Below are 19,348 nucleotides of genomic sequence, written 5' to 3'. Positions count from 1 at the left end.
GGGAAAGCTTAGCCGCGAAGGGTGTCAGGCCCCGAGTCGGGGGTTCCTCCATGAAACGGAGCGTCCTCCGGAACGCCCTGCGAATGCGGCGGCTGGGCGTCCAGCGGCTCATCCATCCGGGCCTTCTTGGCTTCCTCCTGCGCTTCGCGCTCAGCCCGCTCCTGGCGGCTTTCCACGGGGCCGGCCTGCTGGACCGGCCGGGTCTCCTTGGACAGCCACACTTCGCGGAAGTCACGCTTGCGGACGTCACGGAAGATGTCGGCAATCTCGGCCTGGTTGAGGGTTTCCCGCTCCAGCAGCTCCAGGGCGAGGAAGTCCAGGATGTCCCGGTTCTCGGTGAGGATTTCGTAGGCCTCATCATGTGCCTGCTCGATCAGGCGGCGCACTTCCTCGTCCACAACGTAGGCGATCTGGTCCGAGTAGTTGCGCTCATGGCCGGCATCGCGGCCCAGGAACGGCTCACCGCCGCCCTGGCCAAGGCGGACAGCCCCCACGCGTTCGCTCATGCCGTATTCGGTGACCATCTTGCGTGCGGTGCCGGTGGCCTTTTCGATGTCGTTGGAAGCGCCGGTGGAAGGATCATGGAAGACGATCTCCTCCGCCACGCGGCCACCCATGGCGTAGGCCATCTGGTCCAGGAGCTCGTTCCGGGTGATGGAGTACTTGTCGTTCTCCGGAACCACCATGGTGTAGCCCAAGGCCCGGCCACGCGGGAGGATGGTGATCTTGGTGACCGGCGCCGAGTTCCGCAGGGCTGCCGCCACCAGGGCGTGGCCGCCTTCGTGGTAGGCGGTGATCTTGCGCTCGTGTTCCTTCATGACGCGGCTGCGCTTCTGCGGGCCGGCCATGACGCGGTCGATGGCCTCGTCCAGGGCGCGGTCGTCAATCAGGTTGGCGTTGGAGCGGGCCGTGAGCAGCGCGGCCTCGTTCAGGACGTTGGCCAGGTCCGCACCGGTGTAGCCGGGCGTCTTCTTGGCCACGGCCTTCAGGTCAACGCCGGGGGCCATCGGCTTGCCCTTGGCATGCACCTGCAGGATCTGGTCGCGCCCGATCAGGTCCGGTGCTTCCACGGATACCTGGCGGTCGAAGCGGCCGGGGCGCAGAAGTGCCGGGTCCAGGACGTCGGGCCGGTTGGTGGCGGCGATCAGGATCACGTTGGTCTTGACGTCGAAGCCGTCCATCTCCACGAGGAGCTGGTTGAGCGTCTGCTCGCGTTCGTCGTTGCCGCCGCCGATGCCGGCGCCGCGGTGCCGGCCGACGGCGTCGATCTCATCCACGAAGATGATGGCCGGCGAATTGGCTTTGGCCTGCTCGAAGAGATCGCGGACACGGGACGCACCGACGCCGACGAACATTTCCACGAAGTCGGAGCCGGAAATGGAGAAGAAGGGTACGCCGGCCTCACCGGCAACGGCGCGGGCCAGCAGGGTCTTACCGGTGCCTGGCGGGCCGTACAGCAGCACGCCCTTGGGGATCTTGGCGCCGACGGCCTGGAACTTGGCCGGTTCCTGCAGGAATTCCTTGATCTCCTGCAGTTCCTCCACGGCCTCATCCGCACCTGCAACGTCAGCGAAGGTCACCTGCGGCATGTCCTTGCTGACCATCTTGGCCTTGGACTTGCCGAACTGCATGATCTTGGAGCCGCCGCCCTGCATGCGGGTCATCAGGAACCAGAAGAGTGCGCCCAGCAGGATCACGGGGATCAGGAGGGAAAGCAGGCCCGAGAACCAGTTGCTTTCAATCGGCTGGTCCGTGAAGCCCTGGGCCGGCTTGGCGTCGGTGACAGCCTTCACCACGTCCTGCGCGCGGGCATCCACGAAGAAGAACTGGACGCTCTTGCCTTTGTCCTGCCCGTCCACCTGCAGGTTGTCCTTCAGCGTGAGGTCAACGCGGTTTTCACCGTCGAAGATCTTGGCCTGCTCCACCTTGTTGCTGGAGAGCAGTTCCAGGCCCTTGTCCGTGTCGATCCGGGCCGCACCGCCGGGGGCGAGCGTTGCAAAAGCCACTAGGAGCAGACCGACCACAACGACGATCCAGATGCCCGGGCCTTTGAAGAAGTTCTTAGCTTTCATCTGTTCGGGGGCTGACCCCGTCCCTTCCGGTAGTGCTTCACGGCGAGTAGTCTGCGCGCGTGATGGTGCTGCGTCAGCTTCTAGCTATACACCGTCCGGAGTACATCACGCATAGCGAAAAGCAAAAGTTCCCTGTGGGCGTATCGGCCCGGCGCTCCGCCGCGTGGCGCACGGAAGGGAGTGCGCCGGGCGGTGCGGGCCGGGGCTTTCCGCGGCCGGCGCCTACTCGTAAACGTGCGGGGCCAGGGTGCCCACGAAGTCCAGGTTGCGGTACTTTTCCGCGTAATCCAGGCCGTAGCCCACCACGAATTCGTTGGGGATGTCGTAGCCGACGTACTTGACGTCGATCTGCACCTTGGCCGCGGTGGGCTTGCGGAACGCGGTGCAGATTTCCACGGAGGCGGTGCCGCGGGATTCCAGGTTGGTCTTGAGCCAGGACAGGGTCAGGCCGGAGTCGATGATGTCCTCGACGATCAGTACGTCCTTGCCCATCAGGTCCGTGTCCAGGTCCTTGAGGATCCGCACCACGCCGGAGGACTGCGTACCGGAGCCGTAGGAGGACACGGCCATCCAGTCCATGGAGATGTGGCTGTGCAGCGCCCGGGCCAGGTCGGCCATGACCATGACGGCACCCTTGAGGACGCCAACAATGAGGATTTCGCGTCCCTCGTAGTCCTTGTCGATCTGTGCGGCGAGTTCGGTGATCCGCTGCTGGATCTGTTCCTTGGTGTAGAGAACGTGCTTGAGATCTGCCTGGACGTCGTTTGAATCCACCAATGGCTCCTGTGTAGATGCGGGGTGCGACTATTTTGCGGGCGGTTTTTGAGGCCGGAATACTAGCTTCCCACAGCGCGCGGGTTCGCGGGGAACGGCACCGGTACCGTCCGGGGCCCCTGCTGCGGCAGCGTCCTTCGATTCCTCCAGCTGCGCGAGCGACAACCTGTACACCGCCACCCCGCCCGGAAGCTCCACGGGACCGGCGGAACCTTGCCGCCGCAGCAGTGCTTCCGCCGCCAAAAGCCGCCGGTAGCTGGGCTGCTGCCCGCCGGCGTCGGCCGCTGCCTTGGCGATGACGCGGAACCTGATGGCAGGCGCCAGCGCGCGCAATTCCTCCTCCGGCAGGCTCAGGTCCCTGCCATCACGCACCACCAGGGAGGCATAGGTGCTTTCCGCCACATCCTCGAGGTAGTCGGCGTCCAACTGCAGGATGGCAGCGGTCCGGGCAAGGGATTCGGCGACGCCGGGACCAAGTTTTTCCTCAAGGTGCGGCAGGACTTCCACCCGGGTCCGCGACCGGGCAAAGGAGGGGTCGGAGTTGGTGGGATCGTGCCAGGGATCCAGCTCCTCCACTGCGCAGATTTCTTCCGTGTCCGCCCGCCGGAGTTCCAGGAAGGGGCGCAGGAGAACGGCATTTCCGGCCCCGGGACGGACCGGCCGCATACCCGCCAGGGACCGCGTGCCGGAGCCGCGGGCCAGGCCCAACAGTACTTGCTCGGCCTGGTCGTCCAGGGTGTGGCCCAGCACCACTGCCTGCGCGCCCTGCCCTCCGGCTGCGGCTTCCAGCGCGGCGTGCCGGGCTTCGCGGGCGGCGGCCTCGGGGCCCATTCCGGCACCGGCCACCGTAACGGTACGGATTTCCACCGGCTGCAGACCCAGGTCCTGCAATGCTTCGGCCGTACGGGCGGCGACCTCGCCGGACCCCTCCTGCAGCTGGTGGTCCACCACCACGGCGCCGACGGTCAGCGGGTGGCCGTCCACGTGGCCGCGGCGGGCGAAGTAGGCGGCGACGGCGGCGAGCGCCAACGAGTCCGGTCCGCCGCTGCAGGCTACAAGGACGTGGCGCGGATAGCCGGCGCCGGCCAGGGCGTTCTGCAGCAGTTTGCGCGCAGTGCCAACGACGGGCGCCAACCTGCCGGGCCGTCGTCGACCCCTCCGCGCGCCCTGTCCTTCAGCTGCCGGGGCGCCCGCCGGTACCTCTGAGGGCAACTAGAGGCCCATCCGGTCGAGCCACAGCTTGGCGTCGTGGATCTCGGGTTCGGTGGGAAGGTGGTCCACCGAGTCCCACACCTTGTTGAAGCCCTCCATGCCGGCCACGTCCACCACGGCGCGGACAAAGCGGGCGCCGTCTGAGTATTGGCGCATCTTGGCGTCCAGGCCCAGGAGGCTGCGGATGAACTTCTCGATCACGCCGCGGTCCTTGCCGCGGTCGTTGAAGCGCTGCCGGATGGTTTTGACGGAAGGCACGATGCTCGCATCCACGGCATCCATCACCACATTCGCGTGACCCTCAAGGAGGCTCATCACAGCAGTGAGGTGCGAGATGGCAGCCTTTTCCTCGGGGTCCTGCAGCAGGTCCAGGATGGCGCCGCGCCCCGGCGTGTTTCCGCTGGCAGAGCGGTCCTTGAGCGAACGCGCGGCAGCCGAGGCGCGCTCCATGAGGGAATCGACGTTGCCCAGGAGGTGCCCGCTGAGTTCGTCGATTTGCTCCAGCATGTGGTGGCGCAGCCACGGCGCTGCCGCGAACTGCACCCGGTGCGTCTGTTCGTGCAGGCACACCCAGAGCCGGAAGTCCTCCGGGGCGACGTTGAGTTCGCGCTCCACCGAGATGATGTTTGGCGCCACCAGCAGGAGCCGGCCTGCGGCAGGGGCCGTGGAGTTCTCGGCCAGGGCCGCAAAGGGATCGTACTGGCCCAGGACCTTGCTGGACAGGAAAGCCAGGACGGCGCCCAACTGGCTGCCGGTAATGGCGCCACTGACCTGGGCGGCAGCGGGGCTGAGGTTGCCGCGGCGGGTGTCCAGCATCTTCTGCATGGCGGGCTTGAGCATTACTGCGAAGCTTTGGGTGTTGGCTTTGGCCCAGGACGCCCGGTCCACCACCAGCACGGAGGAGTCGCGAAGGTCCCGCGCGGCTTCCAGCCCGGTGATTTCGTGGACATGGGGAACGGATGCGTCCGCGAGCCGGCGCAGGCTGTCCACCGCATCGCCGATGGCTTTTCCGTCAAGCACGGGTCCGGCCGGGGCCAACCGCGCCGCGGCAGAGGCAGCGAGGTCCCAGTTGATCAGGGCCTGCGCCGGGTTGGACTGGCCTGACTGGTTGGGCTGGCCTGACTGGTTGGGCTGGGCTGCCTGGTTGGACTGGGTTGCCGGGGACAACGTCGGTGCGGACTCGCGTGCAGTGGACTCCATGGTCCCATCAGAACACAGCGCACCGGACAACGTCCTTAAGTTCGCTGACCGGCGAAACTTCCACAGCCCCCGCACAGGGAGGCGAAAGCGCTGTCCCAGTCCGGACCCGCACAGTGGGAACCACGAAAACATTCCGCCCGCACCGGAGCGGCCCTATCCCGCAGGAGGACACCATGATCCCCTACCGTCCCATCGCTCCCCTGACCGTCGGTCCCCGCAAGGGCTGGAAGTCGGTGCTGGCCGCCGTCGTCATGGCCGCCCTGCTTGGCACCACCGCACCGTCCGCCATGGCTGCAGGGCCGGCGCCCGCCGCCGCCTCAGCCACGGAGGCAGCACAGCCCGGACCCACCCCCGCAACGCAGCGCCCCACGGAGTAGGCAACCCCTAGCGGCAGCCGCAGCCTGCCAGGGCGGTGGCTGCCCGGTCCAGCGCCACTTTGTTGCCGGCAGCTCCGGGCGTCAGTCCGTTGCCGATGAAGGAGAACACCAGAAGCCGGCCGTCTGCGTCAACCACGTAGCCGCTGAGCGCCAGCACGGTGTTCAGGGTCCCGGTCTTGGCGTGGACCAGCCCGGCACCCCCGGAGGTGGTGGAGTCCCCGTAGCGGGTGTCCAAGGTGCCCGACAGGCCGCCGACCGGGAACCCGTCCAGGGCAGAGCGAAGCCTGGTATCAACGCCGGTGGTCATGGCGCGAACCACGTCCGTGAACTGGCGGGCCGTGACCTGGTTGCCCATGGCCAGCCCGCACACATCCACCAGTTTTACGGCGTCCGGGGTGACCGCCGCTGCCGCCAGTTCGGCGGTGACTGCGGCCGTGGCGCCGTCATTGCTGCCGGGCCGCCCCGTGGCCACGGCCGCCATCCGGCCCATGGTCTCGGCCAGGTAGTTGTCCGAGACCTGCAGCATCAGGTCCACCTGCTCCGCCACGGTGGCCGAGTCGACACCGGCCAGGACAGCAGCACCGGCACTGGCCGCGCCGGGTGAACGGTCGACGCCGGCCGCCACGGTCAGTGCCGCCCCGGCACCGGCGGCCCGGAGCCGGGCTGCGAATTCCTGCGCTGCGGACATCGCAGCGTCCTGGGGCCGCGGACCGGTGGTGACGGCGGGGTCGAAGCGCGCGGAGTTGAGGGCCAGCGGGTAGAGCGGGGCGATTTCGCCCGCTTCCACGTCGCCGGACAACCAGTTGGGATTCAGCGCCGGGCCGGTGAAGAGGGAGTCGTCCACCAGTACCTTGATCTCGCCGGTGGTGCCCGTGGCCTGCAGGGACTGCACTGTCAGTGCGGCAAGCGTGGCCAGGCCGGCGTGGCCCAGGGTCTGTCCGGGCTGCGATTCCCCTGCCCCCAGGAGGACGTCCCCGCCGCCCGCCAGGACCACCTGCCCGGGAGCTGGGCCCCGCACCACCTTCGTGGTGAACCGGTGGTCCGGTCCCAACGTGCGAAGCGCGGCCACGGCAGTCAGCAGCTTGAGGTTCGACGCCGGCACCCGGCTTTCCGAGCCGCCCCGGTCAAAGAGGACCTGGCCCGTGAGCGCATCCTGCACCATGCCCGTGAAAGTACCCCCGCCGTCGGCCGTCAATACCGGTTCCACCTGCGCCGCCACGGCAGGCGGTGCGGGCACCGGCGCCGAAGGCTGGAGGGGTGCAAGCACCTGTGGGACGGACAGTGTGGCGGGAGCCTGCTGCCAGGCGGGCGCAGAGACGGCGGCCGCCGGGGCCTCGGGTCCGCGGAAGCCGGGGGCCACCAGCAGGGCCGCGGGGATGGTTAGCGCGATCAGCACCAGGGCGGCCAGGACCAGGTGCCAAGGCTTCCTTGCCTCCCGGGCCATGCTGCCGGAGCGTTGGGAACGCCGGTCCCGCAAACGTTCCCCGCCGGTTGGTGTGGTCATGCTGGTGCCGGTCCTCAAGTCCTGAAATTTCCCCACAAGTTCCTGATTCCAGGGCCTCTCGCTATATCCTCAATTGTAGTCGGCGGCACCGACACGCTTTTTGATGGGCCCGTCCTGTGTGCCGCGCACCCCCTGCAATTGCCGAGGAGCATTCCCATGAAGCACGACGTGACCATCGAGATCCCCAAGGGATCACGCGTCAAGTACGAAGTTGACCACGAGACCGGCCGCGTCCGCCTGGACCGCGTCCTCTTCACCTCCATGCAGTACCCCACGCACTACGGGTACTTCGAAAACACCCTCGGCGAGGACGGCGACCCGCTGGACGCACTGGTGCTCCTGCAGGACTTCGACCTGCACCCCGGCGTCATCGTCGAATCCCGCCCCATCGGAGTATTCAACATGACCGACGACGGCGGCGGAGACGCCAAGATCCTGTGCGTGCCCGTGGACGCCCGCTTCGACCACATCCAGGAAGTCAGCGACGTCAACGAGTTCCTGATCAAGGAGATCGAGCACTTCTTCACCCGCTACAAGGACCTGGAACCGGGCAAGTGGGTCAAGGCCGAAGGCTGGGGCGACCGCGCCGCCGCCGAAGCCGAGCTGGAAGCCTCCATCAAGCGCTACGTCCCCACCGGACACTAGTCCCCAGGCTGGGCTTGCCCGGCAACTCCCTTAGGGTCCGACGGCGGGTGCCCGGCTTTTCGAAGCCGGGCACCCGCCGTCGTTGCTCCAGGAAGTTGTGGCATGGTGGGGCTGTGAATTCCGAGCCAGCCGTGACGTCCCAGCTTCTGTTCCATCCCCCGTGCGGGCCCGTCAGCGGTTGGTGCGACGGCGACGTTGTGCGCGCCTCCGGCATCCCCTACGCCCGGGCCCCACGTTTCCAGGCCCCGGTACCGGTACCGGACTGGACCAGCGAATATGCCGCCACGTCTCCCGCTCCCGCTTGCCCACAGGCGCCAGTGCCGTTCCTGGACGACGTCCTGGGCACGAAGTACGGCGAGCTCCCGGGCAGCGAGGACTGCCAGAACCTTTCCATCACCCTGCCCGGTGACCTGGCACCGGATGAGAAGCTGCCCGTCATGGTGTGGATCCACGGCGGCTCCTACACCACGGGCTCCGGGGACCTTGCCATCTTCGACGCCGCACGGCTGGTGGCCGAGAACCGGATCATCGTGGTCTCGGTGACGTACCGGCTTGGACTGTTCGGCTTCCTGGCCACACCTGCAGGACGGCCCGGCAACCTGGGGCTCCTGGACCAACTCGAGGCCTTCCGGTGGGTGCAGCGGAACATCGCCGCTTTCGGGGGTGATCCAGGCCGGGTCACCGCGTTCGGGCAGTCCGCCGGCGGGGACGCGATCGCCCACCTGATGGCCACCCCCGAGGCTCCACACCTTTTCCGGCGTGCCATCATCCAAAGCGCCCCACTGGGCATCACCCGCGGCCGGGCGAAGATGAACCACGCCATGGGCATCGCCTCGGACGGCGTCACGGACCAGACCCCTGCCATGGACGTGGTGGCCCTCGAAGCACAGGTGACCCAGGTGGCCCGAAAGTTCGGGATGTTGGCTGCCATGCCGTTTGGCACCCAGTACGGCCACGATCCGCTCCCCGGGGAGTCCGGCATTGAGCCTGCCTGGAACCGGACCGCCCCGGCCATCGACGTGCTGATCGGCCACACCTCAGAGGAGGCCCGGCTGTTCCTTCCCCGCAGCCCGCGCCTGATGCGCCTGGCCAAGGTTCCGTTTGTGGGCAAGGCCGCCGTGCGCGCCATCGACTGGGTGGTCACCGAAACCGTGTACGGCCGGGCCACCCGCCGCTTTGCCCGCCGGCACGCGAAGGCAGGCGGGCGGGTCCACCGGTACGTCATGGACTGGCACGCTCCCGGGAACATCTTCGGCGCCGCCCACACGATCGACCTGCCGCTGCTCTTGGGCAACCGGGAAACCTGGGACGGCGTAGGCCTGATCGCCGGCGCCCGCTGGGAGGATGTGGACGCGACCGGCAGGGCGGTGAGGTCATTGTGGGCCGGTTTCGCGCGGGGTGATGACCTTGGCGAGGCCGGCGGAGTCGACCACGCCCTGCATTATCGGCGGGTGTGACAGCCCTTGAGGACCCTCGGCGTGGACCTGGCGGCGGCCACCAAGAAAACCGCGGTGGCCGTCATCGAGTGGAGCGATCACCGGGCCCGGCTGGCACACCTGTCGCTGGACGTGGACGACCAGGAGATCGTGGACTTATTCGGCAGCTGCGACATGAGCGGCGTCGACTGCCCCGTGGGCTGGCCGGACGCCCTGGTCCCGTTCCTCACCGGCCACCTCAACTTCGACGCCGGACCCGTCCTGGCGCATGACGGCATTGCGGGCCGGCGGCTGCTTGCGTACCGGGACACGGACCGGTTCTGCACCGCCCAAACCGGCCTGATTCCGCTGAGCGTTTCGGCTGACCGGCTGGCCCACCCTGCAATGCGCTGCGCAGTGATCCAGGCAAAGATCGCGGCGGTACATGGCCCACAGCTCCGGGACGGGTCGGGGCGTCTTGCCGAGGTGTACCCGGCGGCGTCACTGAAAATCTGGGGCCTCAACGGCCGGGGTTACAAGGGCCGCGGCGTCCCCGAAGCCGAACGCCTGGGCATCCTGCTGGCGGCCCTCGAGGAGCAGGCCCCCTGGCTGGACCTCGGCGGGCACCGGGACCGGATCACCGCTTCGGACGACCTCTTCGACGCCGTCATCGCCTCGCTGACCGCCCGGGCCGCCGCCCGCCGTCGAACGCTCCTGCCCGATGATGCCCACGCTGCAGCCGCCCGCAGCGAGGGCTGGATCCATTTGCCCTCCTGCGGCCTGGACGTGCTCCCGGGCTAGGAGCTCAGCCGCCCAGCTTCCAGTTGCGGATCTCCTCCGGGTCCTCGCCGTGGGTCCTGGTGTGCTCCCGGGCGCGGTTCCGCCGGTCCTGCAGGTCCTGGCGCAGGAGCGCGTGCGTGCCGGCGAGGCCCGGCACCCGGTCGATCGCGTCGATGGCCAGGGTGAAGCGGTCGATCCCGTTGAGCATGGCCATGTCGAACGGGGTGGTGGTGGTCCCCTCTTCCTTGTAGCCGTGCACGTGCAGGCCCTGCTGGTTGGTGCGCCGGTACGCCAGCCGGTGGATCAGCGCCGGGTAGCCGTGGTACGCGAAGATGACCGGCTTGTCAGGAGTGAAAATCCCGTCGAAATCGTGGGCCGGCAGGCCGTGCGGATGCTCGCTGTCGTCCTGCAGCCGCATCAGGTCCACCACGTTCACCACGCGGACTTTAAGCCCGGGGGCGCCTTCGCGGAGCAGTTCGGCGGCCGCCACCGTCTCCACCGTCGGGACATCGCCAGCGCAGGCCAGCACGACGTCGGGCTCCTCGCCGGGCACTTCGGAGCCGGCAAACGTCCAGATCCCCAGTCCGCGCCGGCAGTGGTTGGCGGCATCTGCCGGGCCCAGCCACGTGGGCGAGGGCTGTTTGCCGCTGACCACGATGTTCACGTAGTCCGTGGACGCCAGGCAGTGCTCCATGACGGACAGCAGGGTGTTGGCGTCCGGCGGCAGGTACACCCGGATGACTTCGGCTTTCTTGTTCACCGCGTGGTCGATGAACCCAGGGTCCTGGTGGGAGAACCCATTGTGGTCCTGCTGCCACACATGCGAGGACAGCAGGTAGTTCAGAGACGGGACCGGCTGGCGCCACTGGAGTTTGCGGTGCACCTTGAGCCACTTGGCATGCTGGTTGAACATCGAATCGACAATGTGGACGAAGGCCTCGTAGCAGTTGAACACCCCATGGCGGCCCGTGAGGAGGTAGCCCTCCAGCCAGCCCTGGCACAGGTGCTCGCTCAGCACCTCCATCACCCGGCCGGACCGGGCCAGGTGCTCGTCGACGTCGTCAATCCGGTACTGCCAGACCTTGTCGGTGACCTCGTAGACGTTCTGAAGCCGGTTGGAAGCCGTCTCATCCGGACCGAACAGCCGGAAGTTATCCATGTTCTGCGCGATGACGTCCCGCATCCAGGACCCGAGCGTGATCATGGGGCTCACGCGGTCCGTGCCCGGGTTCGGGACCTCGACGGCGTGGTCCCGGTACGCGGGCAGTTTCAGTGAGCGCCGGAGCAGTCCGCCGTTGGCGTGCGGCGTGGCACTCATGCGGAAGTCACCGGCGGGCGCGCCCCGGGCGACGTCGGGCCGAAGCCTTCCCTCGGCGTCGAACAGTTCGTCCGCGCGGTAGGACTGCAGCCACTCCTCCAGCTGCTTCAGGTGATCCCCGTTGGTGCGGACCTCGGACAGGGGCACCTGGTGCGCCCGCCACGTCCCTTCCACCTGGAGCCCGTCCACGGTGCGCGGGCCGGTCCAGCCCTTGGGCGAGCGCAGGACGATCATGGGCCAGCGGTGCCCGCCCTCCCCCACCTTCTCAGCCTCCGGATCCTGCCGGTGGGCATCCTGGATGGCCTTGATTTCCCCCAGGCAGCGGTCCAGCACGGCGGCAAAGTCGCGGTGCGCCTGCTCGGTGTTGTCCGGATCCTGCACGGTGACGAAGTAGGGCTGGTGGCCGTAGCCACGCAGCAGCTGCTCCAGCTGGTCCTCCGGCATCCGGGCCAGGATGGTGGGGTTGGCGATCTTGTAGCCGTTCAGGTGCAGGATGGGCAGCACGGCGCCGTCCGCGGCGGGGTCCAGGAAGTTGTGCGAGTGCCAGCTGGCGGCCAGCGGACCGGTCTCCGCCTCGCCGTCACCGATGACGACGGCGGTCACCAGCTGGGGATTATCAAACACGGATCCGTAGGCGTGCGCCAGGGAGTACCCGAGCTCACCGCCCTCGCTGATGGAACCGGGGCTTTCGGGGGCCGCGTGGCTGGGAATGCCGCCGGGGTAGGAGAACTGCCGGAACAGTTCGGCGATGCCGGCCTCGTCGTTGCCCACGTGGGCGTAGATTTCCGAGTAGGTGCCCTCCAGCCAGGCGTTGGCGACGACGGCGGGGCCGCCATGGCCTGGACCGGCCACGAAGAGCATCTCAAGGTTGTCGCGGCGGATCACGCGGTTCAGGTGCGCGTAGATGAAGTTGAGCCCGGGCGTGGTGCCCCAGTGCCCCAGCAGGCGTGACTTGGTGTCCTCAGCCTGCAGCGGCTCGCGCAGCAGCGGGTTGGAGCGGAGGTAGATCTGGCCCACCGAAAGGTAGTTAGCGGCACGCCACCAGCGGTCCACGAGTTCCAGTTCCCCCTGCCCGATGCCTTCCGGCCGCACGTCGTCCTCCCGCATCGTGTCCTGCATTCCATGGTGCCCAGTGCTGCCGGCCATAACCATCCTCACCTCGGGAGTGCCGCTGCAGGCGGCCGTTTCCCCATCGCAACAGATGGAGGGGCAGCGAGGCAACCCCCCGCCGTCGGACCTTGCCTTGGGGACGTGGGCCCCCGGAGGAGGCCGCGGGTGTGATGGGCGGCAGCGATGCGGACCCGGCGACCGCCACGGGGTCCGCCGCTGGGGGCCCGCATCCACCCGATGCGGGCCCCCAGCCGTGCGCATGGCCGGGGCCCGGCAGGCGGTACGGGCGCGAAACCTCCCGTTTCGCAATTACTACTTCCGGGTAGTGTGGACCCAGAATGTTCACCCTCACCATCAACCAGACGGACAGCCGGCGCGACGGCGACCAGGTGCCGCAGCTGCTCAAGGCGCTGCGGCACATCCCCGCGCGCCTGGATTTCGACCGGTCAGTGGAAGACGAAGTCCAGGGCATTGTCGACTGCCCGCACCAGGCCGTGGAGGCCGCGCTGATCGCCTTGCGGAGCGGGTATTGGTACGTGGGAATCGGCGCAGGGACCGTAAACGAGCCATTGCCCAACCAGATCAAGGACGCCTCCGGCCACGGTCTGGTCTATGCCCGCCGGGCGGTGGACCGGCTCCGCAGCAGCAAGGAGCGGGTGCCGGTTGCCGTGGAGGGTCCGCTGGCGGATGTTGCCCATGACGCCGAAGGGATCCTGCGGCTGCTCGGCCATATCGTGCGGGAGCGGTCCAGCGCGGAATGGCGGGTGCTGGACCTGCTGACCCCGGGAGTCCGCGGCCAGCAGAAGGCCGTGGCGCAGGAACTCGGGATCACCACCCAGGCGGTCAGCAAAGCCGTCGCGCGGGCGCAGTGGAACGAAGAACATGCCGCCCGGCCCGCAGCTGCCCGTTTGCTGGCGCTGGTCCTAACGGGCATGACCGCCGGCGGGTTGACCACTTGAGCCGCGTCCCGCCGTCGTAATGACTGCCGGGGCTTCCCGGCCCCCTTAGCTGCCCGTTGCTGCCAGGACCGGCTCGCCGTTGAAGTATTCCAGCTTCCAGCCGTCGACCGCGTGGTGGTGCGCCAGGTTGAGGGCGGCGTTGTCCACACTGCCCAGGGCCTGGCCGATGGCGCGGCTGAGGCTGACCCGCAGCAGGGTGCCGTGGGTGACCACCAGGACCCGCTGGCCGCGGTAATCCTCCGCCAGGGCTTCCAAGGCTGCGAGGCCGCGGTCCGCGGCTTCGTCTTCACTCTCCGCGCCTGAGAATCCGCCGGGAATACGCAGCGCCTCCAGCTCGGGGCCGGCCTGCATCCCCTCGGCCGGGCCGAAGCTGCGCTCGGTGAGCTCCGGGACCCGCCTAGCCACCGTCAGCCCGAGCCCTTCGGCGATCAGGTCCGCGGTCTCCGCGGCCCGGCTCAGCGGCGAGGAGACGATGGCGTCCCATTCATACGGTGCAAGGATGGCGACGGCGTCCCGCGCCTGGCCGCGTCCGACGTCGTTCAGGGGGATGTCGGTTGATCCCTGCAGCCGGCGCTCGGCGTTCCAGTCGGTCTGGCCATGGCGGACGAGGGCGAACGTCGTAAGGGTCATATCCCTATTCTGCCTTGGGCTGGCGGCGTGCCCAGAATTCCTGCTTGCTCCATCAGTAATGGCCCCTAAAACGGGTGTTTAGGAGCCATAGCTGATAGAGCAAACTGCCGGGTCCTGCCTAGAGGAGGCTGCGCAGCACATGGGCGGCGCCGTCGTCGTGCACTGAGTGCGTGACTTCGTCCGCCGCAGCGACCACTTCCGCCGGAGCCTGCCCCATGGCGACGCCGCGGCCGGCCCACGTGAGCATTTCGATGTCGTTCCGGCCGTCGCCCACAGCAACCGTCAGGTGCTCTTCAAAGCCAAGCCGGAGCCTGAGGCTTTCCAGGGCGCTGGCCTTGGTGACGCCCGCGGCGGCGATGTCCAGCCACGCGGTCCAGCCCACCGAATAGGTCACGCCCGCCAGACCCACGTGGTTGATGGCCTCGTTGAACTCTTCGGGCGTGTTCTCGGTGCTGAACACCACCACGCGGACGGCAGTAGCCTCCAGCATGGTCTGGAAGTCAACCCCCACCGCCTCGACGCCGAAGCTGGCATCCTGGAACCGCTCGGTGGAGAGGAACCTTCCGTCGGCGTCCTCAAGCGCGTACTTGGCGGACGGAAGACGTTTGCGGAGGGCACGCAGGGCCGGTCCCGGATCAAACGTGGCCTTGTGGATCACCTCGTAGCCGTTTTCCAGTTCGGGGTGCAGCCGGAGGGTCACCCCGCCGTTGCAGCACACGGCGTACCCGTGCTCGATGCCGATCTTTTCGATGATGGGAAGTGTGGCGTTCAGGGAGCGGCCGGTGGCGATCATAACCTCGTGCCCGGCGGCCACCACGGCCTGCGCAGCTTCCCGTACGCCAGCGGACATGTGGCCGTCGTGGTTCACCAGCGTGCCGTCCACGTCCAGGGCGACCATGAACTTCTGGTCCACCGCGGGGAAGCCGATGCTGTTGCGGTTGTAGTCTCGAAGGTTGTCTCGCCGGTCATCGTTGCCGGCGACTGAGGTTTCAGTCAGCGTTGTCATTCACACAGTGAAGCAGACGTAACTGACACGCGCTAGGACGCGGACCACAGGTTTATTGAACTGTTGGTTAACACGGCGGATTTCCACATTTGCGGGAGGCCGTACATGGACACGCGCGGGCAAATCCCAGGCTTGTTCGCGGATCGGAACAATTAAAGTGCCGATCCGCGAACACACTGATGGAGGATTCCCCTAGAGGACCGGGAGGACCTCCAGGCCGCCCAGGTACTTCTGCAGGGCCTTCGGCACGTTCACGGAGCCGTCCGCGTTCTGGTGGTGCTCGAGGAGGGCCACGATCCACCGTGTGGTGGCCAAGGTGCCGTTCAGCGTGGCCACGGCGCGCGTGCCCTTGGCAGCACCCTCAGAATTCACCACCCGCTCCCGGATGTTCAGGCGGCGGGCCTGGAACGTGGTGCAGTTGGAGGTGGAGGTCAGCTCGCGGTAGGCGTTTTGCGTGGGGACCCAGGCTTCGCAGTCGTACTTGCGGGCCGCGGAGGTACCGAGGTCGCCGGCGGCAGTGTCGATGACCCGGTACGGCAGTTCGCACTTGGCCAGCATCTCCTCTTCCCAGGCCAGGAGGCGCTGGTGCTCGGCGGCAGCTTCTTCAACCGTGGTGTAAATGAACATCTCCACTTTGTTGAACTGGTGCACGCGGATGATGCCGCGGGTGTCCTTGCCGTGTGATCCGGCTTCGCGGCGGTAGCAGGAGCTCTGTCCCGCGTAACGGATGGGACCGGCGGAAAAGTCCAGGATCTCGTCGGCGTGGTACCCGGCCAGGGCCACCTCTGAGGTGCCCACGAGGTAAAGGTCGTCTTCGGCGAGACGGTAGATCTCGGCGTCGTGCTTGACGTCGAAGCCGGTGCCCTGCATGGTCTCGGGACGCACCAGGGTGGGGGTGATCATAGGGACGAAGCCGGCTTCAATGGCCTGGTCCATGGCCATCTGCAGCAGTGCCATCTCCAGCCGGGCCCCCACGCCCCGCAGGAAGTAGAAGCGCGCACCGGAGACCTTGGCGCCGCGTTCCATGTCGATCGCGCCGATCAACTCGCCGATTTCCAGGTGGTCCCTGGGCTCGAAGTCGGGGAATTCGCGCGGGGTGCCCACGGTCTTGACAACCACGTAGTCGTCCTCGCCGCCTTCGGGAACGCCATCCTCCACCAGGTTGGGGATGGTGCGCAGCAGTTCTTCCTGCTTAGTCTGGGCGGCATCAGCCTCCGCGGAAGCGGCCTTTACCGAATTGGCGAGTTCCTTGACCTCGGCCAGCAGGGACTGCTTCTCGTCGCCCTTGGCCTTTGCCACCTTCTTGCCGAACACGTTCTGCTCCGCCCGGAGGTTCTCGAAGCGGAGCAGGGCGGCACGGCGGGCGGAGTCCGCGGAGATGATCGCGTCCACCACTGATTCGTCCGCGCCGCGGGCGCGCTGGCTGGCACGGAACTTGTCCGGGTTTTCGCTGAGGTCTTTTACGTCGATCACCAGACAAGGGTATCCAATTCACTGCACGACGGCGGGCGTGCAGCTCCGTGCCGCGGGCCGCCGCGCGCCGGGCTACTGTTGAACCACCATGAGCGACTGGATTCTCTACCTGCTGATTGCCGTGGCGCTTGCCTTCGCCACCTCCAGCTGGTGGGGGGTGCGCCGCCTCAAGGCCCTGCATATGCGCAGCGCCGTCGCCGGGGAAGCCTACGACTCAGGGCTGGCCCAGCAGCGGGTGGCCGTGGTCCTGAACCCCATCAAGGCGCGGGCGGACGAAGCCAGGGGAATGATCCACCGGGCATGCCTGGCGGCGGGGTGGGAGGAGCCCGTCTTTTTCGAGACGACGGCGGAGGACCCCGGCTTTTCGCAGATGCAGGCCGCCTTGGCGGCAAAGCCCGACGTCGTCCTGGTGGGCGGCGGCGACGGCACCGTCCGGGTGGTGGCTGAGGCCCTCGCGAACACCGATGTAGCCATGGGCCTGATTCCGCTGGGCACGGGAAATCTCTTGGCCCGGAATGTGGACCTGGACGTGAACGATCTCCACGGCAATGTCCAGACAGCGCTTTTTGGGCGGCAACGGTACATTGACACTGCCCGGATGGCCATTGAGAACTCCCGCACGGGCCACTATTCGGAGCACGTCTTCCTGGTGATCGCCGGAATCGGCATGGATGCCGAAGTCCTCGCCGACACCAACGCCGGGCTGAAGAAAGCCGTGGGCTGGCTGGCCTACACGGAGGCCGGGGTGCGCCACCTGCCGGGCCGGCGGAAAAAGGTGTCGATCGCCCTGGATGACAGCCCGGAGCAGGTCAGGAACATCCGCAGCGTGCTGTTCGCCAATTGCGGCCTGGTTCCCGGCGGCATTGACTTCATCCCGCAGGCCATGATCGACGACGGCATGCTGGACGTCGTGGTGATGAGCCCCCGCAGCGCCCTGGGGTGGCTGCTGATGTACGTGAAAATCATGTTCAAGCACAGTGGAAAGCTGCCCATCATGACCGTGTACCGGTCAGTCAAGGTGGTCATCAAGTGCCCCGAGCCGATGCCCACGCAGCTCGACGGCGACACGGCGGGGGAAGCCACTCAGCTTACGGTCGGGGTGGAGCCCCGGTCACTCCTGGTCAGGGTCAGGGGGCAGGGACAGAGCGGCGGCCCGGCGCAGGGCAGTCCACGCACGGTGCGGTAACTACTGGGGCGGCGCCGCGACGCGGCGCGCCGCCCCAGTAGTCGGCGCCGTCAGGACCCGGACTTTTTCCCAGCCTCCGCAGCAGCTTTCGCGTCCGCGTGGGCTTGTTTGGCAGCAGCGTGGGCTTCGGACTGCTCGCGGATCATCGCCTGCTCCTCTTCGAAGCGGAGGCGGTCGGCACGGTCGGCGTCGTCCCCGTCCCAGTCCTGGTTGTCTCCCGTCGGCTTGGGGTTGACGATCATCCCCTGGCCGTCATTGTCAGTGCTGCTGGTCATGACCCGCTCCCTTCGTCAGGGGCCATACCCCGTGTGGATCAAGCAAGCATACGCACAGTCCACAGTCCGCGGAAGTATTTTCCGGGGGCATTTGCCTACGCTTTGGGCGAAGCCCCGGAACCGCTTTCACCTGCGGCGGATTCCTCGGCGAGGACGGATTCCACCCACGTCCGGGCGGCCGCGAAAGCAGCATCGGAGGTATGGGCGGGAACCGGCGTGGCGTGCCTGTCGGCCCTGGCGTAGGAGCCCAGGAAGCGGGTGCCGGGACTGATGCGGTGCAGCCCCGCCAGTGCGTCAGCCACCCTGGCCTCGCGGGCATGGCCGTCGGCGTCGATGCTGAAGAAATAGTGCCCCAGGTACTGTCCGGTAGGGCGCGATTCGATCCTGCTGAGGTTGACGCCGCGGCTGGCGAACTGGTCAAGGATCTCCATGAGGGCGCCCGGCCGGTCCTCCGGCAGCGGGACCACAACGGTGGTCTTGTCCGCTCCGGTCCGTTCCGGCAGTGGAGCCGGCCGGCTGACCAGGATGAAGCGTGTCACCGCGCCGGGGTTGTCCCCAATGTCTTCCGCCAGGACCGACAGCCCCGCATGCTCCCTGGCCACGAGCGGGGCGCAAATTGCCGCGTCGTACCGGCAGTCCGCGTCCAGCAGCCCCAGCGCGGCAGCGGCTGTTGACGATCCGGGAACGTATTCCGCACCAGGTATATGCTGATCCATCCATAGCCGGCACTGCGCCCAGGCATGGCCGTGCGTGGACACCCGCCGCACATCCTCCAGCCGCACGCCTGGCCGGGCAGCAAGGACAAAGCTGATGGGAACCAGGACTTCGCGGATGATCCGCAGTTCCGGGCCCGTGGCAATGGCATCCAGCGTGGCAGTCACGCCGCCCTCCACCGAGTTTTCGATGGGGACCATGGCGGCGTCTGCCGAGCCGTCGCGGACTTTGTCAAGGGCAGCGTTGACGTTCGACGCCGGCAACCGGACCGCCTGGGCGGCGCCAGGGACCTGCAGCAGGGCAGCCTCAGTGAATGTGCCCTCCGGACCGAGGAAGGTATAGGTGCAGGGCACTAAAGCACCAGGGGCTTGAGTCCGTTGTCCGAGACCAGGGGCTTGCCGGATTCCAGCCACTGGTCCATGCCGCCGGACACGTTAATGGCTGTATACCCCTGGCCTGTGAGCCATTGGGCCACGCGGAAGGAGCGGCCGCCGGTGCGGCAAATGACGTAGACGTCCTCGTCCGGGTCGAGTTCATCCAGCCGGGCCGGGACCTGGTCCATGGGGATGTGGACTGCGCCCTCGGCATGGCCGGCAACCCACTCGTAGTCCTCCCGGACGTCCAGGATCACGGCGTCGGCCGGGACGTCATGGACGGGGACGGTATCGAAATCGCTCATCGGAGTCCTGTCTTGGCAG

The 19,348-nt window shown here is 67.5% G+C and carries 18 protein-coding genes; 6 read left to right on the top strand and 12 right to left on the bottom strand.

The genetic code is table 11. The features are described 5' to 3' along the window. Nucleotides 1-8: 8 nt before the first annotated feature. The 4 genes from ftsH to NIBR502770_RS19100 all read right to left on the bottom strand — a co-directional run bounded on the left by ftsH (nucleotide 9) and on the right by NIBR502770_RS19100 (nucleotide 5,258). Nucleotides 9-2,072, bottom strand: coding sequence for an ATP-dependent zinc metalloprotease FtsH (gene ftsH / locus NIBR502770_RS19115; RefSeq protein WP_141158592.1), 2,064 nt, complete (start codon nucleotides 2,070-2,072; stop codon nucleotides 9-11). 222 nt (nucleotides 2,073-2,294) lie between these two features. After that, the gene (hpt, locus tag NIBR502770_RS19110; protein ID WP_141158593.1) at nucleotides 2,295-2,846 is read right to left on the bottom strand and encodes a hypoxanthine phosphoribosyltransferase; all 552 of its coding nucleotides are present in this window, start codon (nucleotides 2,844-2,846) and stop codon (nucleotides 2,295-2,297) included. Nucleotides 2,847-2,876: 30 nt separating this feature from the next. Further along, nucleotides 2,877-3,950 carry a tRNA lysidine(34) synthetase TilS gene (tilS, locus tag NIBR502770_RS19105; RefSeq protein ID WP_210418970.1) on the bottom strand — a complete coding sequence of 358 codons (1,074 nt, stop codon included), beginning with the start codon at nucleotides 3,948-3,950 and terminating at the stop codon, nucleotides 2,877-2,879. A 108-nt stretch (nucleotides 3,951-4,058) separates the two neighbouring features. Then, the gene (locus tag NIBR502770_RS19100) at nucleotides 4,059-5,258 is read right to left on the bottom strand and encodes a zinc-dependent metalloprotease (protein WP_141182999.1); all 1,200 of its coding nucleotides are present in this window, start codon (nucleotides 5,256-5,258) and stop codon (nucleotides 4,059-4,061) included. Nucleotides 5,259-5,431: 173 nt separating this feature from the next. On the opposite strand from NIBR502770_RS19100, the gene NIBR502770_RS19095 reads away from it, so the two are divergent. Continuing rightward, nucleotides 5,432-5,635 (top strand): hypothetical protein, encoded by a 204-nt coding sequence (locus NIBR502770_RS19095; protein WP_141182998.1) that lies wholly within the window; start codon nucleotides 5,432-5,434, stop codon nucleotides 5,633-5,635. Nucleotides 5,636-5,642: 7 nt separating this feature from the next. Here NIBR502770_RS19095 and NIBR502770_RS19090 read toward each other — a convergent pair whose 3' ends face one another. After that, nucleotides 5,643-7,139 (bottom strand): D-alanyl-D-alanine carboxypeptidase/D-alanyl-D-alanine-endopeptidase, encoded by a 1,497-nt coding sequence (locus NIBR502770_RS19090; protein ID WP_210418888.1) that lies wholly within the window; start codon nucleotides 7,137-7,139, stop codon nucleotides 5,643-5,645. 156 nt (nucleotides 7,140-7,295) lie between these two features. Between NIBR502770_RS19090 and NIBR502770_RS19085 the strand changes: the two genes are divergently transcribed. The 3 genes from NIBR502770_RS19085 to NIBR502770_RS19075 all read left to right on the top strand — a co-directional run bounded on the left by NIBR502770_RS19085 (nucleotide 7,296) and on the right by NIBR502770_RS19075 (nucleotide 10,000). Continuing rightward, a complete protein-coding gene (locus NIBR502770_RS19085) occupies nucleotides 7,296-7,784 on the top strand; it encodes an inorganic diphosphatase (protein ID WP_018762663.1) in 489 nt (162 codons plus the stop codon). A gap of 131 nt (nucleotides 7,785-7,915) precedes the next feature. Further along, nucleotides 7,916-9,241, top strand: a complete 1,326-nt coding sequence (locus NIBR502770_RS19080) for a carboxylesterase family protein (protein ID WP_371416477.1) — start codon at nucleotides 7,916-7,918, stop codon at nucleotides 9,239-9,241. A 6-nt stretch (nucleotides 9,242-9,247) separates the two neighbouring features. Then, nucleotides 9,248-10,000: a DUF429 domain-containing protein gene (locus tag NIBR502770_RS19075; RefSeq protein WP_141182996.1), complete on the top strand. Its 753-nt coding sequence runs from the start codon at nucleotides 9,248-9,250 to the stop codon at nucleotides 9,998-10,000. Nucleotides 10,001-10,004: 4 nt separating this feature from the next. Here NIBR502770_RS19075 and NIBR502770_RS19070 read toward each other — a convergent pair whose 3' ends face one another. Beyond that, a complete protein-coding gene (locus NIBR502770_RS19070) occupies nucleotides 10,005-12,443 on the bottom strand; it encodes a phosphoketolase (protein WP_371416476.1) in 2,439 nt (812 codons plus the stop codon). 302 nt (nucleotides 12,444-12,745) lie between these two features. Between NIBR502770_RS19070 and NIBR502770_RS19065 the strand changes: the two genes are divergently transcribed. Further along, nucleotides 12,746-13,366: a hypothetical protein gene (locus NIBR502770_RS19065; protein ID WP_141182995.1), complete on the top strand. Its 621-nt coding sequence runs from the start codon at nucleotides 12,746-12,748 to the stop codon at nucleotides 13,364-13,366. A 45-nt stretch (nucleotides 13,367-13,411) separates the two neighbouring features. Here the strand turns inward: NIBR502770_RS19065 and NIBR502770_RS19060 are convergent, their stop codons facing one another. From NIBR502770_RS19060 to serS, 3 genes are all read right to left on the bottom strand, one after another. Next, the gene (locus tag NIBR502770_RS19060; protein ID WP_141182994.1) at nucleotides 13,412-13,996 is read right to left on the bottom strand and encodes a histidine phosphatase family protein; all 585 of its coding nucleotides are present in this window, start codon (nucleotides 13,994-13,996) and stop codon (nucleotides 13,412-13,414) included. 118 nt (nucleotides 13,997-14,114) lie between these two features. Further along, nucleotides 14,115-15,002 (bottom strand): HAD family hydrolase, encoded by an 888-nt coding sequence (locus NIBR502770_RS19055; RefSeq protein WP_141182993.1) that lies wholly within the window; start codon nucleotides 15,000-15,002, stop codon nucleotides 14,115-14,117. Between the two features lie 192 nt (nucleotides 15,003-15,194). Then, complete coding sequence (gene serS / locus NIBR502770_RS19050) at nucleotides 15,195-16,475, bottom strand: serine--tRNA ligase (protein ID WP_141182992.1); 1,281 nt, start codon at nucleotides 16,473-16,475, stop codon at nucleotides 15,195-15,197. Between the two features lie 88 nt (nucleotides 16,476-16,563). Here serS and NIBR502770_RS19045 point away from each other — a divergent pair, with 88 nt between their 5' ends. Next, nucleotides 16,564-17,661 (top strand): diacylglycerol kinase family protein, encoded by a 1,098-nt coding sequence (locus NIBR502770_RS19045; protein WP_141182991.1) that lies wholly within the window; start codon nucleotides 16,564-16,566, stop codon nucleotides 17,659-17,661. Between the two features lie 50 nt (nucleotides 17,662-17,711). Here NIBR502770_RS19045 and NIBR502770_RS19040 read toward each other — a convergent pair whose 3' ends face one another. The 3 genes from NIBR502770_RS19040 to NIBR502770_RS19030 form a co-directional block, all read right to left on the bottom strand. Further along, complete coding sequence (locus NIBR502770_RS19040; RefSeq protein WP_141158605.1) at nucleotides 17,712-17,936, bottom strand: hypothetical protein; 225 nt, start codon at nucleotides 17,934-17,936, stop codon at nucleotides 17,712-17,714. A 95-nt stretch (nucleotides 17,937-18,031) separates the two neighbouring features. Beyond that, complete coding sequence (gene pheA, locus NIBR502770_RS19035) at nucleotides 18,032-19,003, bottom strand: prephenate dehydratase (RefSeq protein WP_210418887.1); 972 nt, start codon at nucleotides 19,001-19,003, stop codon at nucleotides 18,032-18,034. After that, nucleotides 19,003-19,329, bottom strand: coding sequence for a rhodanese-like domain-containing protein (locus tag NIBR502770_RS19030; RefSeq protein ID WP_141182990.1), 327 nt, complete (start codon nucleotides 19,327-19,329; stop codon nucleotides 19,003-19,005). The genes pheA and NIBR502770_RS19030 overlap by 1 nt, the downstream gene beginning before the upstream one ends. Between the last annotated feature and the right edge of the window lie 19 nt (nucleotides 19,330-19,348).

This window comes from Pseudarthrobacter sp. NIBRBAC000502770 (genome assembly GCF_006517815.1).
Taxonomy (GTDB): domain Bacteria; phylum Actinomycetota; class Actinomycetes; order Actinomycetales; family Micrococcaceae; genus Arthrobacter; species Arthrobacter niigatensis.
The sequence above is the reverse complement of the archived record's forward strand: the minus strand, read 5'-3'. Positions and strand labels throughout refer to the sequence as shown.